Source organism: Kosakonia sp. 1610 (genome assembly GCF_050435845.1).
Taxonomy (GTDB): Bacteria; Pseudomonadota; Gammaproteobacteria; order Enterobacterales; family Enterobacteriaceae; genus Kosakonia; species Kosakonia cowanii.
The window spans coordinates 473,269-488,868 of sequence record NZ_JBNDKZ010000003.1 but is presented as its reverse complement, the minus strand read 5'-3'; the positions used below and the strand labels follow the sequence as shown (position 1 = coordinate 488,868).

15 protein-coding genes are annotated in these 15,600 nt (G+C 58.5%); 7 read left to right on the top strand and 8 right to left on the bottom strand.

Annotated elements, in window-relative coordinates:
- Nucleotides 1-5 precede the first annotated feature (5 nt).
- Nucleotides 6-830: a 2,3,4,5-tetrahydropyridine-2,6-dicarboxylate N-succinyltransferase gene (dapD, locus tag ABIC80_RS12935; protein WP_023480482.1), complete on the top strand. Its 825-nt coding sequence runs from the start codon at nt 6-8 to the stop codon at nt 828-830.
- Between the two features lie 121 nt (nt 831-951).
- Entirely contained in the window at nt 952-1,341 is a 390-nt protein-coding gene (locus ABIC80_RS12930) for a DUF3461 family protein (protein WP_023480393.1), read from the top strand.
- A 212-nt stretch (nt 1,342-1,553) separates the two neighbouring features.
- Here the strand turns inward: ABIC80_RS12930 and cdaR are convergent, their stop codons facing one another.
- The 3 genes from cdaR to dgt all read right to left on the bottom strand — a co-directional run bounded on the left by cdaR (nt 1,554) and on the right by dgt (nt 5,960).
- Nucleotides 1,554-2,711, bottom strand: a complete 1,158-nt coding sequence (gene cdaR, locus ABIC80_RS12925) for a DNA-binding transcriptional regulator CdaR (protein ID WP_023480257.1) — start codon at nt 2,709-2,711, stop codon at nt 1,554-1,556.
- A gap of 162 nt (nt 2,712-2,873) precedes the next feature.
- A complete protein-coding gene (degP, locus tag ABIC80_RS12920; protein WP_312277772.1) occupies nt 2,874-4,310 on the bottom strand; it encodes a serine endoprotease DegP in 1,437 nt (478 codons plus the stop codon).
- 135 nt (nt 4,311-4,445) lie between these two features.
- A complete protein-coding gene (dgt, locus tag ABIC80_RS12915) occupies nt 4,446-5,960 on the bottom strand; it encodes a dGTPase (protein ID WP_128483615.1) in 1,515 nt (504 codons plus the stop codon).
- Nucleotides 5,961-6,066: 106 nt separating this feature from the next.
- Here dgt and mtnN point away from each other — a divergent pair, with 106 nt between their 5' ends.
- The 3 genes from mtnN to ABIC80_RS12900 are packed head-to-tail and all read left to right on the top strand — an operon-like array spanning nt 6,067 to nt 8,196.
- Entirely contained in the window at nt 6,067-6,765 is a 699-nt protein-coding gene (mtnN, locus tag ABIC80_RS12910; protein WP_042711574.1) for a 5'-methylthioadenosine/S-adenosylhomocysteine nucleosidase, read from the top strand.
- Nucleotides 6,758-7,558 carry a vitamin B12 ABC transporter substrate-binding protein BtuF gene (btuF, locus tag ABIC80_RS12905; protein ID WP_429177398.1) on the top strand — a complete coding sequence of 267 codons (801 nt, stop codon included), beginning with the start codon at nt 6,758-6,760 and terminating at the stop codon, nt 7,556-7,558. Before mtnN ends, btuF begins: the two co-directional genes overlap by 8 nt.
- Before the next feature lie 14 nt (nt 7,559-7,572).
- Nucleotides 7,573-8,196, top strand: a complete 624-nt coding sequence (locus ABIC80_RS12900; RefSeq protein ID WP_023480298.1) for a TRIC cation channel family protein — start codon at nt 7,573-7,575, stop codon at nt 8,194-8,196.
- A gap of 41 nt (nt 8,197-8,237) precedes the next feature.
- Here the strand turns inward: ABIC80_RS12900 and erpA are convergent, their stop codons facing one another.
- The gene (gene erpA, locus ABIC80_RS12895; protein WP_023480429.1) at nt 8,238-8,582 is read right to left on the bottom strand and encodes an iron-sulfur cluster insertion protein ErpA; all 345 of its coding nucleotides are present in this window, start codon (nt 8,580-8,582) and stop codon (nt 8,238-8,240) included.
- Nucleotides 8,583-8,663: 81 nt separating this feature from the next.
- Nucleotides 8,664-10,070: a H(+)/Cl(-) exchange transporter ClcA gene (clcA, locus tag ABIC80_RS12890; protein ID WP_042711953.1), complete on the bottom strand. Its 1,407-nt coding sequence runs from the start codon at nt 10,068-10,070 to the stop codon at nt 8,664-8,666.
- Nucleotides 10,071-10,238: 168 nt separating this feature from the next.
- Here clcA and hemL point away from each other — a divergent pair, with 168 nt between their 5' ends.
- Both hemL and ABIC80_RS12880 read left to right on the top strand, forming a co-directional pair.
- Nucleotides 10,239-11,519 carry a glutamate-1-semialdehyde 2,1-aminomutase gene (gene hemL, locus ABIC80_RS12885; RefSeq protein WP_270221330.1) on the top strand — a complete coding sequence of 427 codons (1,281 nt, stop codon included), beginning with the start codon at nt 10,239-10,241 and terminating at the stop codon, nt 11,517-11,519.
- A gap of 28 nt (nt 11,520-11,547) precedes the next feature.
- Nucleotides 11,548-11,787: a hypothetical protein gene (locus ABIC80_RS12880; protein WP_429177397.1), complete on the top strand. Its 240-nt coding sequence runs from the start codon at nt 11,548-11,550 to the stop codon at nt 11,785-11,787.
- Nucleotides 11,788-11,919: 132 nt separating this feature from the next.
- Here ABIC80_RS12880 and fhuB read toward each other — a convergent pair whose 3' ends face one another.
- The 3 genes from fhuB to fhuC are packed head-to-tail and all read right to left on the bottom strand — an operon-like array spanning nt 11,920 to nt 15,586.
- Complete coding sequence (gene fhuB / locus ABIC80_RS12875; protein WP_429177395.1) at nt 11,920-13,902, bottom strand: Fe(3+)-hydroxamate ABC transporter permease FhuB; 1,983 nt, start codon at nt 13,900-13,902, stop codon at nt 11,920-11,922.
- On the bottom strand, nt 13,899-14,789 hold the full coding sequence (fhuD, locus tag ABIC80_RS12870) for a Fe(3+)-hydroxamate ABC transporter substrate-binding protein FhuD (RefSeq protein WP_429177394.1): 891 nt from the start codon (nt 14,787-14,789) through the stop codon (nt 13,899-13,901). The genes fhuB and fhuD overlap by 4 nt, the downstream gene beginning before the upstream one ends.
- Nucleotides 14,789-15,586 (bottom strand): Fe3+-hydroxamate ABC transporter ATP-binding protein FhuC, encoded by a 798-nt coding sequence (fhuC, locus tag ABIC80_RS12865; RefSeq protein ID WP_023480201.1) that lies wholly within the window; start codon nt 15,584-15,586, stop codon nt 14,789-14,791. Before fhuC ends, fhuD begins: the two co-directional genes overlap by 1 nt.
- Nucleotides 15,587-15,600 lie beyond the last annotated feature (14 nt).

Sequence of the window (15,600 nt, the reverse complement as noted above, 5' to 3'; positions counted from 1 at the left end):
TAACAATGCAGCAGTTACAGAACGTTATTGAAGCCGCTTTCGAGCGCCGCGCAGAAATCACCCCGGCCAATGTCGATACCGTGACCCGTGAAGCGGTCAACCAGGTTATCGCCCTGCTTGACTCCGGCGCGCTGCGTGTCGCAGAAAAAATCGACGGCCAGTGGGTCACCCACCAGTGGCTGAAAAAAGCGGTTCTGCTCTCTTTCCGCATTAACGATAACCAGGTTATCGACGGTGCGGAGAGCCGCTACTTCGATAAAGTGCCGATGAAGTTCGCTGATTACGACGAAGCGCGTTTCCAGAAAGAGGGTTTCCGCGTAGTGCCGCCAGCGGCAGTACGTCAGGGCGCCTATATCGCTCGTAACACGGTATTGATGCCTTCCTATGTCAACATCGGCGCTTACGTTGATGAAGGCTCAATGGTAGATACGTGGGCAACCGTCGGCTCCTGCGCGCAGATCGGTAAAAACGTTCACCTCTCCGGCGGTGTAGGTATCGGCGGCGTACTGGAACCACTGCAGGCAAATCCGACTATTATTGAAGATAACTGTTTCATCGGCGCGCGCTCCGAAGTGGTTGAAGGCGTGATCGTTGAAGAGGGTTCGGTTATCTCGATGGGTGTTTATATTGGTCAAAGCACCCGTATTTACGACCGCGAAACGGGCGAAGTGCACTATGGCCGCGTACCGGCAGGCTCAGTGGTGGTGTCCGGTAACCTGCCGTCGAAAGATGGTAAATACAGCCTCTACTGTGCGGTTATCGTGAAAAAAGTGGATGCGAAAACCCGCGGCAAAGTCGGTATCAACGAACTGCTGCGCACCATCGACTAAGCCTTTTCCCTCTCCCCGTGCGGGAGAGGGTGATATAGCCCGCCTTTTTTGCATACGTCAGTGGCGAAAATAGATTTTTTCGTTAATTATTCATAGGTTATGTTGAGCTTAAGGGTCCGCTATGTACGACAATCTTAAAAGTTTAGGCATTACCAATCCCGATGAAATCGATCGCTATAGCCTCCGCCAGGAAGCGAATAACGACATTCTTAAAATCTATTTTCATAAAGACCGGGGCGAGTTCTTCGCCAAGAGCGTCAAGTTCAAATATCCGCGTCAGCGCAAAACCGTGGTCGCCGATGGCGTAGGCCAGGGTTATAAAGAGGTGCAGGAGATTAGCCCTAACCTGCGTTACGTGATTGATGAACTGGATCAGATCTGCCAGCGCGATCGCACTGAAGTGGATTTGAAGCGTAAGATCCTTGACGATCTGCGCCATCTCGAAAGCGTTGTTACCAACAAGATCAGTGAAATCGAATCCGATCTTGAGAAGCTGACGCGCGGGAAATAAGTTTTATTACCGCCATCTGGCCTGTTAAGCCTGATGGCGACTTTGCCCCGTTACTGATCCATCCCAAATCGGCACGATCATGTAGGCCGGATAAGCGCAGCGCCATCCGGCAAAAAAGCAGCGCGTAGGCCAGATAAGCGCCTCACCCATATCAAACCGGCACGATCGCGTAGGCCGGATAAGCGCAGCGCCATCCGGCACAAAAACAAACCTCAATGCTGCTCATCCAGCTGCAATGCCACATAGAGCAACAACCTGTCGTCAAAATTTCCCAAATCCAGCCCGGTCAGCTCCGAGATACGATTCAGGCGATACTCCAGCGTATTACGGTGGATAAACAGCGCCTTCGACGTCGCCAGCGGCTGCACATTGTGACGAAACCACGCCGTCAGCGTGCGGCGCAGCAAACCATTATTATCCATCGCTTTCAGCCGCGTTAACGGGCGCGCCAGCTCGTTGGCCTGCCAGCCGCCGCGCAGGCTGTCGAGCAGCACCGGCAGCATCAAATCCTGATAGAAGTAGCTGCGGCTCTCCGGCATCCGCTGTTTGCCCACCATCATGGTGGTCCGCGCCGTGCGGTAGGAGCGCGCAATGCTGCCGGGGCCGGTAAAGTAGTTGCCCAGCGCGACGCGAAAACGCAGTTGCCCATTCTCTTTCATTCGCGTAATCAGTTGCTCAACCCGCTTGCGGTGATCTTCTGCGTCCCAGCGGCCAAACGGGTTCAGCGCCGGCTTCAGCACCACCATTTCGGTCAGTGAGACGATGGCGATAAGATTATTGCGCTCCGGCGTGGTGAGGGCGTTTTGTAGCTGCTGAAGTTCCGCCATTGCGCTGTCGACGCCCAGCTGCCCGCTATCAACCTCCACCACCGCCACCACGCGCGGCTGATTAAGATCGATACCTAAACGCTGCGCCCATTCGGTCAGCGCTGGCGTGTGCTCTTCTGCCTGAATCAGGTTCATCACCAGCTCTTCACGCAGGCGGCTATCCTGCGCCAGCAGATGCATCAGCCGCGACTGCTCCAGCATCATCTCCGCCGTCATACAGACCAGCTCGCCATATTTACGCAACGTTTCGGGTTCGCCGGTCAGGCCGATGACGCCGACAATCTCCCCTTCGAGGCGCAGTGGCAGGTTGATGCCCTGGCGCACGCCATGCAGATGGCGCGCCACCGCATCGTCGATATCGACCACGCGCCCCTGCGACAGCACCAGCAGCGCACCTTCGTGCAATTCACCAATGCGCTCGCGATCGCCGCTGCCAATAATCCGCCCGCGCGCATCCATCACGTTAATGTTTGTATCGATGATACGCATGGTACGCGCCACGATATCCTGTGCCATTTTGGTATCAAGATGCCAGCCAGCCATGTAACCCTCCCCGGTGCAGAGGCCAAGCATATGGCAGAAAATTGGCCCGCGCATTGTGCGGATGCACAAAGCGGCAGCGAGAAGTGTGGAGTTGTGGAAGGCTTCACAAAAAGGGCGGGAAGCCCCTCTTCCCCGCTGGGGAGAAGAGGGTTTTACAGAGGATTACTGCATCAGCAGGTAGATAGAGGTGTCGCCGCGCTGGATACTCAGCGCCAGCACCGACGGTTTGCTGTCGAGAATTTTGCGCAGTTCAGCAATGTTTTTCACCGGCTGCTGGTTTACGCCGAGGATCACATCACCTTTTTTCAGGCCGATTTGCGCCGCCGGGCTATTCGGTTTCACCGCATTCACCACCACGCCGCCATCTTTGCCTTTGTTGCTCATCTCCGCCCCTTCGATACCGCTGAAGATGGTGCTGGATTCAACCTGGTTCTGGCTGCTCTGCTGCAGTTCAAGGGTCACGTTGACCGGTTTGCCGTCGCGCAGCATCCCCAGCGTAACTTTGCTGCCAATCGGCATTGAACCCACTTCTGCGCGCAGCGCCGCAAAGCTGCTGATCGGTTTGCCGTTGAGCGTGGTGATCACGTCACCCGCCTTGACGCCCGCTTTTGCCGCGGCGGAGTTCGGCATCACCTGGCTAACAAACGCCCCGCGCTGGGCGTCGACTTTCATCGCTTTCGCCAGCTCAGAGTTCAGCTCGGTGCCCATAATCCCCAGTTCGCCACGGCGCACCTGGCCGTACTGCACCATCTGGCTGGTGAGGTTTTTCACCATATTACTTGGGATAGCAAAGCCGATACCGATGTTGCCACCGTCCGGTGCGAGGATAGCGGTGTTAATCCCAATCAGCTCGCCGTTGAGGTTAACCAGCGCACCGCCGGAGTTACCGCGGTTAATGGCGGCATCGGTCTGTATAAAGTTTTCATAATTTTCCGCGTTCAGGCCGCTTCGGCCGAGCGCTGAGACAATCCCGGAGGTAACGGTTTCGCCAAGACCAAACGGGTTACCAATCGCCACCGTGTAGTCGCCGACGCGCAGCGCATCGGAGTCGGCAAGCTTAATGGCGGTGAGGTTTTTTGGATCCTGAATCTGGATCAGCGCGATATCGGAGCGCGGATCTTTGCCCACCACTTTGGCGTCAAATTTACGCCCGTCGCTGAGCTGCACTTTGATGGTGCTGGCGTTATCGACCACGTGGTTGTTGGTAACAACGTAGCCTTTCGCTGCGTCAATGATTACGCCGGAGCCCAGCGCCATAAATTTCTGCTGCTGGCCGCCGCCCTGCCCATCCGGGCTACCGCCACCCTGGCAGAAGGGGGAGCTCTGGAACGGCGAACCGTCCTGGCAGAAGGGTGAGTTATCACCGAAGAATTGCTGGAAGTTGCGCGGCATGCGCGGTGTGTTCACCGTGGTGCTGCCTTCAACGTTAATGCTCACGACTGACGGCATCACCTTTTCCAGCATCGGTGCGAGGCTTGGCATCTGCTGCGATGTTGCGGTGGTTGACGAGGCTGTTTCTGCTGCCGTCGCAGACAGAGGAGACAGCGCAAAACTTAAACTTAAAGCCAGTGCACTCATTGCTAACGTCGTTTTTTTCATCTCTCTCAATCTCTTTTCTGATTAACGCGAACTGCTGTGTATGTGTCACTCAGAGTCGATTTATAGCGTGAAGTTCAGGCCTTAAGCCTCTGGAAAAAGTAAAAAAATATTGTCGCTCTTTACAATTCAGCGGGATTATTCCACCGCCATTAAACGACGATATTCATCCCATGAATAAAGATCCGTCATTCCGCTAATATAGTCCTGAATTAATCGACAACGGTGATAATACTCCAGCACCGAATAGGCTTCGTCATCAGGCGATAATTTGCTTACCGCTTCGACGTAGGCTAACCGGTGGCGCGTCGACAGTTTCTGGAACAGGCGCGATTCAATCGGAAAACGGCGCAGACGCTCTTTTTCCACCAGCTCGGTAAAGTCCGCCAGCGATAATTGCAACAAGGGTCGATAAATTTCCAGCAGCCCACTGATCACGCGGTAGCCCTGTAATTCAAGCTGCTCCACATCGGGGTGGCTGAATACCTGTTTAATGGCGACGTTTTTATATAATTCAAGCAGCTGGCTGAAGCTGCTGTCATCTTCCAGCAGCGCGTGGTTGAATTCACCGCTGAAGATTTGCGGCAGGTTGTCAATAAAGCGCTGGGCAGCATAGGGCACCAGCTTATTAAGCGTGTTGACGCGCAAATACATAAAGAATTGATCTTCGGCGCTGCGGCTCATGGAATTCGCGCGCGATTTGTCCCACGCATTTTCGACAACCTGAGCAAACAGCGATCCCTTTTCATGCTCACCCCACGCCTCGTAAAGATGCTGATAGAGCTGCTCGGCGGAAAATATACGCTTCTCAACCGCATCTTCGAGATCGGCCACGCAATAGGAGATGTCATCCGCGGCTTCCATTATCCAGGTCAATGGAAAGCGGCTATAGGTATCGAGGTTTAACTCTTTACGCAGCCGCTCAACGTACGCCTCTTCCGAGAAATAGTAGCCGGGCTTTTTCATTAAATAGCTATGGGAGGCGGGCGGATCACCGACCCACCACGCCGGGCGGGTATATTTTAAAATACAGCCGACCTGCGCCCAGGTCAGGTTCATGCGCATCAGGGTATGCACCATGCGAATACCCTGCGCGTTTCCTTCGAAGTGGCTTAAGTCGTGGCGCACTTTACTGCGTAGCGCGTTGAGTGTTCCCTCCCCTTCACGCAGGCGCAGAGCCATCACTTCACAGCGATCGTCACCAAGCGGCTCGCCGAGGGCATCATCGGGTGCCAGTCGCTGGCGGAACCAGTCATTAATCGCCGCTTCACCAAAGTGGCCGAACGGCGGATTGCCGATATCGTGCATCAGGCAGGCCATCTCAACGATGCTCTCAAACGGCCCGGTTAACTCATCCAGGCCATACTTCTCCAGCAGGCGCTGCTCTTTCAGCCGGCTTAAAATCTCTTTGGCGATATAGCGCCCGACCTGCTGAACTTCCATAGAGTGCGTTAAACGGGTGCGAACCGCCGCGTTACGCTCAAGAGGAAAGACCTGGGTTTTCTGCTGCAAACGCCGGATGGCGGCGGAGTTGATAATACGTCCGCGATCGCTTTCGAAGATGCGCAGGATCTCATGTTCGGTTTTCACGCCCTGCGGCGAGCGATACCGGCGATGCCAGTTGATCTTGTTGCGAAAATCGATGTCGTCCATTTCCTCTCCTCTACGCAGGCGCACGGGGTGTCATGCAATTGTGTATGCCATGATAGACTATGCCCTGTAAACCTATTCCTGCCTTATCACATTAGCGAGTATCTCCATGAAAATTGGCATCATTGGTGCAATGGAAGAAGAAGTTACGCTGCTGCGTGACAAAATCGAAAACCGTCAGACGCTGAATATTGGCGGAAGCGAAATTTACACCGGTACGCTGAATGGCACAGACGTGGCCCTGCTTAAGTCTGGTATTGGTAAAGTTGCCGCCGCGATGGGCGCCACCCTGCTGCTGGAGCACTGCAAGCCGGATGTGATTATCAATACCGGCTCCGCAGGCGGCCTGGCGCCAACCCTGAAAGTGGGCGATATCGTGGTCTCTGATGAAGCGCGTTATCACGATGCCGACGTTACCGCCTTTGGCTATGAGTATGGCCAGCTGCCGGGCTGCCCGGCGGGCTTTAAAGCCGATGAGAAGCTGGTGCTGGCGGCAGAAGCCTGCATCGGTGAGCTGAACCTGAACGCGGTGCGCGGGCTGATTGTCAGCGGCGATGCGTTCATCAACGGTTCTGTTGGACTGGCAAAAATTCGCCACAACTTCCCGCAGGCGGTTGCCGTTGAGATGGAAGCGACCGCTATCGCTCACGTTTGCCACAACTTTGGCGTGCCGTTTGTGGTGGTTCGCGCCATCTCCGACGTGGCGGACCAGCAGTCTCACCTGAGCTTTGATGAGTTCCTGGTGGTGGCGGCAAAACAGTCCAGCCTGATGGTTGAAACCCTGGTGCAGAAACTGGCACGTGGGTAATCCCCTTTTCAGGGCGCTCGCCGCCCTGCTTCTGTTTCTGCCGGCGTGGCTCTTCGCTGCGCCGCGCGTTATTTCGCTCTCTCCGGCCAATACTGAACTGGCTTTTGCCGCCGGTATCACGCCCGTCGCCGTCAGCAGTTACTCCGACTATCCCCCCGCCGCCGCGCAGATTGAGCAGGTTGCCAGTTGGCAAGGGATAAACCTCGAACGCATCCTCGCCCTGAAGCCCGACGTGGTGCTGGCCTGGCGCGGAGGCAACCCGGAGCGTCAGGTCGATCAGCTGAAAAAGTTTGGCATCCACGTGATGTGGATCGATGCCGTCTCCATTGAAGAGGTCGCGCAGACACTGCGCCAGCTCGCCCCTTACAGCCCACAGCCCGCGCAGGCTGAGCAGGCCGCGCAACAGCTGATGAGCGCGTATGAGGCGTTAAAGTCCCGCTACGCAGCAGAGCCGAAAAAACGCGTCTTTATGCAGTTCGGCACGCAGCCGCTCTTTACCAGCGGGAAAGGATCGATTCAACACCAGGTGGTGGAGTTGTGCGGCGGGGAGAATATCTTTGCCGAAAGCCGCGTGCCCTGGCCCCAGGTGAGCCGTGAACAGGTGCTGGCACGCCATCCGCAGGCAATTATTCTCGCCGGTGGAGAGAAGGCGCAAACGCGCGTAAAAGCGTTCTGGGGCGACCAGTTGAATGTGCCGATTATTTCTCTGCATGATGACTGGTTTGAACGGGCGAGCCCGCGTATTATCCTCGCCGCTCAACAACTCTGTTCTGCCCTTGCGCAGGTGAAATAACCGGGGAATGAACCATGCTGGTCTACTGGCTGGATATTATCGGCACCGCCGTTTTCGCCATCTCAGGCGTTCTGCTTGCCGGAAAGTTGCGGATGGACCCTTTTGGCGTGCTGGTGCTGGGCGTGGTGACCGCGGTCGGCGGCGGTACCATTCGCGATATGGCGCTGGCGCACGGACCGGTCTTCTGGGTGAAAGATCCCACCGATCTGGTGGTGGCGATGGTCACCTGCATGTTAACCATTATTTTAGTGCGCCAGCCGCGCCGCTTGCCGAAGTGGATATTGCCGGTGCTGGATGCGGTCGGTCTGGCGGTGTTTGTCGGTATTGGCGTTAATAAAGCATTTCTTGCCGGCACCGGGCCGCTGGTGGCGATCTGTATGGGCGTGGTAACGGGCGTCGGCGGCGGCATTATTCGTGATGTGCTGGCGCGTGAGATACCGATGATCCTGCGCACTGAAATTTACGCCACGGCCTGTATTGCGGGTGGCATCGTCCATGCTACGGCGTTCTATGTTTTTGCCGTGCCGCTGGAGTCAGCGAGTATGGTGGGAATGGTCGTCACGCTGGTGATTCGCCTGGCGGCGATCCGCTGGCACCTGAAGCTGCCAACCTTTGCGCTGGATGAAGCGGGGCGTTAAAAATTAGAGTAGATGCCGGTATTACCCGGCATTTCACGTAATCAGATGCTGAACGACGAACCGCAGCCGCAGGTGCTGGTCGCGTTCGGGTTAGTCACCACGAAGCGGGAACCTTCCAGACCTTCGGTGTAATCCACCGAACCGCCCACCAGGTATTGCAGGCTCATCGGGTCAACCACCAGGCCAACGCCCTGCTTCTCAATGGTCATATCGCCGTCGTTAATCTGATCGTCAAAGGTAAAACCGTACTGGAAGCCGCTGCAACCACCACCGGTGATGTAGACACGCAGTTTCAGATTAGGGTTCTCTTCGTCCGCGATCAGGCTTTTTACTTTATTGGCTGCTGCGTCGGTAAACTGCAGCGGCAGCGCTACGTCATCACTCATGTCTTGCTCCCGTTAATACGTCGACCTGGGCAAATATTGACCCGATCATGGCGGCTATTATCCATTAGGGTAGTCAATCGTTCAAGTATTCTCCCGCGGCAGCGCACGCTCAGCGGCGGCCTCCTGCCTGGCAAGCGTACGTGCCAGGATGGCGGAATAGAGCGGTTTACCGCCCAAAAACTGGGCTAACAGTGTCGCACCAAGGCAGGTAATGATCATTGGCAAAATAAGCTGATAATTGTCAGTCATTTCCAAAACTAGCACAATTCCGGTCAACGGCGCGCGCAGCGACGCGGCAAGTAACGCCCCCATTCCGGCGACGGCAAAGGTCGCCGCATCGAGCTGATAATGGGGAAAAATCGCCATGCTCGCCGCGCCGAAGGCCATGCCGAGCACCGTGCCTAACGACAGCATCGGCGCAAAAATCCCGCCCGGCGCGCCGGAGCTAAAGCAGAGCAGCGTCATCGCCACGCGGATCAGAAAGATAAACAGCAGCGCGCTGAGGCCATAATTCCCGGCAGAGGCGATAGGGATTAGCGCAAAACCGCCGCCGGAGAGCGCAGGAGCCATCAGGCCGAGCACGCCGCAGGTTCCGCCAATCAGGCCGCCAATCAGCACCCACTTTCCCGTCTTCCCGCCGTGCAGGCGCTGAAACAGATCCTGGGTCCGCAGCACCAGCGTGTTAAACAGCGGGCCGATACAGCCAAACACCATTCCCAGCAGCAGATAGAGCCACAGGGTGTTCACCGGCGCATTACTCAACTTACCGACATCGATGACCGCCGCTTCGCCGTTGAACAGGCGAAAGACGATGCTCGACATGATCACCCCGGTAAAGACGGCTTTGATGGAGATAAGGTTGTAGTGAAACTGCGAGCGCATCTCCTCAATGATAAAGAGAATGCCCGCCAGCGGCGCGTTAAAGGCCGCAGAGAGCCCCGCCGCCGCGCCGGTTGCCAGCAGAGTGTGGCGCGCTTCGCCGCTGCGCAGACGGAAAAGATCGCACACCATCCGCCCGACGTTGCCGCCAATCTGCACCGTTGGCCCTTCGCGCCCCAGCACCATGCCCGCGCCCAGCGTGCCCATGCCGCCGAAAAACTTCACCGGCAACACGCGCCACCAGCGCACCGGGCGCAGATCCTCCAGCGCGCCTTCGATCTCCGGAATTCCGGAGCCGCCCGCTTCCGGCGCGAAGCGGCGCACCAAAAAGTAGCCAATCATCGCCAGCAGCGCCGAGGCGATAAAGGCCAGCGGCCAGACGACAGCGCTGTTCGCCACCTGCGCCAGCGCGCCAATGCGCAGGTTGATCACCGCGTTAACCGCTTTTTCGAAGGCGACGCCCACCAGCCCGGTAAGCGTTCCCGCTACGGCCGCCACCACGAGGATCGCCAGCGGCGTTTTATCACGTTGCAGCATGCGGCGCAGAATATCTCTGCGTCGGCGTCGTTCAACCTGCTGCTGTTCAAATGAGGGAGTGTTTTCTGACATCGGCTCTGATACGTCATACAAAAGGAGTATTGTAGCCACCCGTTGCCGCCGCGTCGCGGGCAAAATCCCTGCAAAATATGTCGTTCTTCCCGGCAAAACTTTCATCCGCTTCCGGTAATCACATAGAATGAGCGGCAACGATTTTTTCCAGCAACCAGGAATGAAAGCATGAGTAAGTCTGAAAACCTCTTTAATACAGCGCGACAGCTTATCCCTGGCGGGGTCAATTCACCGGTACGCGCCTTCACCGGCGTTGGCGGTACGCCGCTGTTTATCGAGCGGGCTGACGGAGCTTATCTGTACGATGCCGATGGCAAAGCCTATATCGACTATGTCGGCTCCTGGGGACCGATGGTGCTGGGCCACAACCACCCGGCGATCCGCAATGCGGTGATTGAAGCGGCCAGCCGCGGGCTGAGCTTCGGCGCGCCGACCGAGATGGAAGTGAAAATGGCGGAGCTGGTGACCGAACTGGTTCCGACCATGGATATGGTGCGTATGGTCAACTCCGGCACCGAAGCGACAATGAGCGCCATCCGCCTCGCGCGCGGTTTTACCCATCGCGACAAAATCATCAAATTCGAGGGCTGCTACCACGGCCACGCCGACTGCCTGCTGGTGAAAGCGGGCTCCGGCGCGTTAACCCTCGGTCAGCCGAACTCACCCGGTGTACCGGCGGATTTCGCTAAGCACACCCTCACCTGCACCTATAACGATCTCGACTCGGTGCGCGCGGCGTTCGAGCAGTATCCGCAGGATATCGCCTGTATCATCGTTGAGCCGGTCGCAGGCAACATGAACTGCGTACCGCCGCTGCCGGAGTTCCTGCCAGGCCTTCGTGCGCTGTGCGACGAGTTTGGCGCGCTGCTGATTATCGATGAAGTGATGACCGGTTTCCGCGTCGCGCTGGCGGGTGCGCAGGCTTACTACGATGTGGTGCCGGATCTGACCTGTCTTGGCAAAATCATCGGCGGCGGCATGCCGGTAGGCGCCTTCGGCGGTCGCCGCGACGTGATGGAAGCGCTGGCACCGACCGGGCCGGTTTACCAGGCGGGCACGCTGTCCGGTAACCCGATTGCGATGGCCGCGGGCTTCGCCTGTCTGAACGAAGTGGCGCAGCCGGGCATTCACTCTACCCTGACCGATCTGACGACTCGCCTGGCGGAAGGTTTGCTGAACGCCGCGCAGGAAGCGGGCATTGGGCTGGTGGTTAACCATGTCGGCGGGATGTTTGGTCTCTTCTTTACCGATGCGCAGAGCGTGACGAGCTATCAGGATGTGGTGAAGTGTGATGTTGAGCGTTTTAAACACTTCTTCCACCTGATGCTGGAGGAAGGGGTTTACCTGGCACCATCCGCGTTTGAAGCAGGCTTTATGTCCGTTGCCCACAGCGTTGAGGATATCGATAACACCATCGACGCCGCGAAGCGCGCCTTCGCGAAGCTGTAATGCCCTGCTGATATCGGGGAAATGCCGGATGGCGCTCACGCTTATCCGGCCTACAAAACCACCGTGCTGCTATCGGGAATTGCCGGATGGCGCTCACGCTTATCCGGCCTACAAAACCACCGTGCTGCCGTCGGGAAATGCCGGATGGCGCTGCGCTTATCCGGCCTACAAAACCACCGTGCTGCTATCGGGAATTGCCGGATGGCGCTGCGCTTATCCGGCCTACAAAATCGTCGTGCTGCTATCGGGAAATGCCGGATGGCGCTGACGCTTATCCGGCCTACAAAACCATCGTGATGCCATCGGGAATTGCCGGATGGCGCTGACGCTTATTCGGCCTACAAAATCGTGTTCTCAGCCTTCGTAGGCCCGGTAAGCGCTAGCGCCACCGGGCATTTTTTTAGCGGCTCTGCTTTCTCAGCAGATAGATAAAGTACGGCGCGCCGATAAAGGTCGAGAGCAGCCCCGCCGGGATCTGGAACGGAAACAGCACCATCCGCCCGCACCAGTCGGCAAACACCAGCAACACGCCACCTACCAGCGCCGAAATGACCATATGCGGCATCGTGCGGCGAAAGCCCATCATGCGCGCGATATGCGGTGCCATCAGCCCGACAAAGCTGAGCGGCCCGATGGTCATCGTCGCTGCCGCCGTCAGCGCGGCTGCCAGCAGCAGCAGCACGACACGCGACGAGGTCAATGCCATCCCTACCGAGCGCGCACTCTCCCCGCCGAGCGGCAGGATCATCAGCCAGCGGCGGCACAGCGGGGTTAACGCCAGCAGCACCACCATCACCACCGCGCTGCGCACCACCAGCTCACCAGAAGCGTTATAGGTACTGCCGGAGATCCAGGTCAGGATCGTCGCCATGCGCGGATCGCCGCTCGCCTGCAACATCATCAACAACATGGTAAAGGCGGTACTGAGCGCCATCCCCGCCAGCAGCATGCGGTGCGGCGAAAAGCCGCCGCGCCCGGCGGCGAGCATAATGATCAATAGCGTTGCCGCCGCGCCAAGGCTTCCGGCGGGCAGCAGCCAGCCAAAGGCGTTGCCCGGCACAAAGAAGAGCATCAACACCACGCCAAACGCCGCGCCGGAGCTGATGCCCAGCACTTCCGGGCTGGCCATCGGGTTACCGGTCAGGCGCTGGATAATGCACCCGGCCACCGCCAGCATCATCCCGGCGGTCAGCGCGGCAATAATGCGCGGCCAGCGCCAGGGCAGCAGTTGATCCAGCAGCGTACCGCTGGCCCACTGCCAGCCGTGGGCATCGCGGCCAAAACTGAGCGCCGCCCACATCGCCAGCAGCAGTAACAGCACGCCGCCCAGCGCAAACCACATCACATGCCCGCGCTCGGGGCGGATCTTATCCCCGCCATCCATTGCCGGGGCGCTCATACTGCGCAGACGCGGCAGCAGCCAGAGCAGCAGCGGTGCGCCAATCAGCGCCGTCATCGATCCGGTGGAGACCTCCATCCAGATGCGCGTCAGCCAGAGGATCACCTGATCGGAGAGCCAGAGGATCAGCGCGCCAATCAGCGGGGCCAGCATCAGACGCGTCAGCAGACGCCGTGCGCCGAGCATCTTCGCCAGCAGCGGCGCGAAGAGGCCGATAAACCCGATAATGCCAACCGCGTTAACCAGCAGCGCACTGAGTGCAATCGCCAGCGTTAACGCCGCCAGCCGCGCCAGCGACAGCGCCAGCCCAAGGTTACGCGCCACACCATCATCCAGCCCCATTAAGGTCAGCGGACGCAGCAGCAGCAGCGTTAACACCGTGCCGCCCAGCAGCTGCGGCCAGAGATGCTGCACCACGCTCCAGTCGGTCTGCGTCAGCGTACCGGTGCTCCACAAAAACATGCTTTGCAGCTGATCGTGGTGAAACAGTGCCAAAAGCTGGTTGATCGCCCCGCAGTAGAGGCTCACCACCAGGCCCGCAAGAATCAGGGTCACCGGGGAGAGCCGTTTTCCCCACGCCACGCCAAACACCAGCGCGCCGACGGCGCAGGCACCGAGCAGCGCCGCAAACTGCGATGCCATTACGCCCGGGATCGCCCACAACGTGGTGATAGTGATGCCAAGCTGCGCGCCGGTCGCCACGCCAAGCGTGGTCGGCTCCGCCAGCGGGTTACGCAACACCTGCTGGAACAGCACGCCCACCAGCCCAAGCCCGGCGCCGACCAGCAGCGAGATCGCAAGGCGCGGCAGCAGGCTGTAGTGAAACAGCATCTGATCGATACGATCGATATTCGGCGTAAACAGCGCCTGTCCCCACTGGGCGCGCGGCAGCGCAAGGGTCAGATTGTACCAGGTCAACCCGGCCGCCAGGATAAATAGCACCGCCAGCAGCAGCGCCGATGAGAGGGAGAAGCGACGGATCATGCCCGGCCTCCCAGCGCGTTATCGAGAACGCGGGTGAAGTGCATGGCGGAGAGCGTCGCGCCATAGAACCAGACCGCCGGCACGCGCTGAAAACGCCCCTGCCGCACAAACGGCATCGCCTGCCAGAGCGGTGTCGCCATCACTTTTTGCATATCCTGTTCATTGTTGTGATCAAAGCAGATCACATCCGCGTCTTTATAGGCGGCAAGCCGATCGATGCCGACCGCCACGCTGCCCCAGAAGGTCTGCTCACCCTGCCAGGCATTACGAATGCCGAAATCATCGAGCACTTCCTGAAACAGGCAGTTGGCACCAAATACAAGTACATGGCGCGGATCGAGCAGGGTAATCATTAACAGCGGGCGATCGCCGCGCCGGGCAAAGCGCGGCTTTGTGGCGCTCATCAGCGCATCGAACTGCGCAAGATGCTGACGCGCCTGCGCCTCTTTGTTGAGCAACTGCGCCATCTCATTCAGCGAGCGTCGGGCCATTGCCAGCGGCTTTTTGCCGTCGCTAAAGGTAAACCCGCGCCCCGGCGCAATGGTCGCCAGCTTCGCTTCGGAGGGGCCATAGCCCGCCGACCAGACCAGCAGCGATGGCTTCATCTGCGTCAGCAGTTCGAGGTTCGGTTCGGTACGCAGGCCAACATCAATAACCGATGCTGGCAGCGACGGTTCGTTGACCCAGGTGTTGTAATTCTGCACATCGGCGACGCCGTAGGGCATCACGCCCAGCGCCAGTAGCAGCTCGACCGGCAGCCACTCAAGAGCGACGACGCGCTGCGGATCGACGCTGGCAGCCTTCGCACCACGCATCTGCCAGAGCAGCGGCGATAGCGCCATGGCCGTCAGTAAACGCCGACGGCTGAGTTCAGGTATACCGGCCATCAGTAGACAAAGCTCACGGGCGCGGCACCGGCCGGGTGTGGCAGGATCCCCATCGGGATACCGTAAATCTGCTCCAGCGTTTCGGCGCGCATTAACGCCTCCGGCGCGCCTTCGGCGATCATCTCACCGCCGCGCAGCGCCACCAAATAGTCACAGTAGCGTGCCGCCATATTGATATCGTGCAGCACGGCAATTACCGTCAAGCCACGCTGCTGGCTTAAGCGGTGCACCAGCGCCAGCACATCAACCTGATGGGCAATATCGAGCGCAGAGGTCGGCTCATCAAGCAGCAGGCAGCGGCTATCCTGCGCCACCAGCATGGCGATCCACGCACGCTGGCGTTCTCCACCGGAGAGGCTATCCACTAGCCGGTGTGCCAGCGGTTTTAAACCGACCAGCGCAATTGCCTCCTCCACTTTCTCGCGGTCAGCCACACCAAAACGCCCCAGCGCCCCATGCCACGGATAACGCCCAATCGCCACCAGTTCGCGCACGGTCATCCCTTCCGCCTGCGGCAGCTGCTGCGGCAGATAGGCGACTTTGCGGGCGAAGGATTTGCTGCTCCAGCTCTCCAGCGGCTGCCCGTCGAGCAGAATATCGCCCTCAGAGGGCGCCTGATGGCGGCCGAGCATCTTCAGCAGCGTCGATTTACCCGAGCCGTTATGACCAATCAGGCCGGTCACTTTCCCGCTCGGGAAGGTCAACGACAGCGGATGCAGCAGCGTGCGTCCCGGCACGCGAAAGGTGACATCGTTCAGTTGAAAGGTGGTATCGGGAAGCGTTTTGTTTTCCTGCATGGTTGCCAACTTGT

Excerpts from the sequence above, each read along its gene's own strand:
- clcA (WP_042711953.1), bottom strand. The coding sequence starts at position 10,070 with ATGTCAGAAAACACTCCCTCATTTGAACAGCAGCAGGTTGAACGACGC.
- mtnN (WP_042711574.1), top strand. The coding sequence starts at position 6,067 with ATGAAAATTGGCATCATTGGTGCAATGGAAGAAGAAGTTACGCTGCTG.
- erpA (WP_023480429.1), bottom strand. The coding sequence starts at position 8,582 with ATGAGTGATGACGTAGCGCTGCCGCTGCAGTTTACCGACGCAGCAGCC.
- dapD (WP_023480482.1), top strand. The coding sequence starts at position 6 with ATGCAGCAGTTACAGAACGTTATTGAAGCCGCTTTCGAGCGCCGCGCA.
- fhuB (WP_429177395.1), bottom strand. The coding sequence starts at position 13,902 with ATGATCCGTCGCTTCTCCCTCTCATCGGCGCTGCTGCTGGCGGTGCTA.
- dgt (WP_128483615.1), bottom strand. The coding sequence starts at position 5,960 with ATGGACGACATCGATTTTCGCAACAAGATCAACTGGCATCGCCGGTAT.
- ABIC80_RS12880 (WP_429177397.1), top strand. The coding sequence starts at position 11,548 with ATGGCGCTCACGCTTATCCGGCCTACAAAACCACCGTGCTGCTATCGG.
- cdaR (WP_023480257.1), bottom strand. The coding sequence starts at position 2,711 with ATGGCTGGCTGGCATCTTGATACCAAAATGGCACAGGATATCGTGGCG.
- fhuD (WP_429177394.1), bottom strand. The coding sequence starts at position 14,789 with ATGGCCGGTATACCTGAACTCAGCCGTCGGCGTTTACTGACGGCCATG.
- degP (WP_312277772.1), bottom strand. The coding sequence starts at position 4,310 with ATGAAAAAAACGACGTTAGCAATGAGTGCACTGGCTTTAAGTTTAAGT.
- fhuC (WP_023480201.1), bottom strand. The coding sequence starts at position 15,586 with ATGCAGGAAAACAAAACGCTTCCCGATACCACCTTTCAACTGAACGAT.
- ABIC80_RS12930 (WP_023480393.1), top strand. The coding sequence starts at position 952 with ATGTACGACAATCTTAAAAGTTTAGGCATTACCAATCCCGATGAAATC.
- hemL (WP_270221330.1), top strand. The coding sequence starts at position 10,239 with ATGAGTAAGTCTGAAAACCTCTTTAATACAGCGCGACAGCTTATCCCT.
- ABIC80_RS12900 (WP_023480298.1), top strand. The coding sequence starts at position 7,573 with ATGCTGGTCTACTGGCTGGATATTATCGGCACCGCCGTTTTCGCCATC.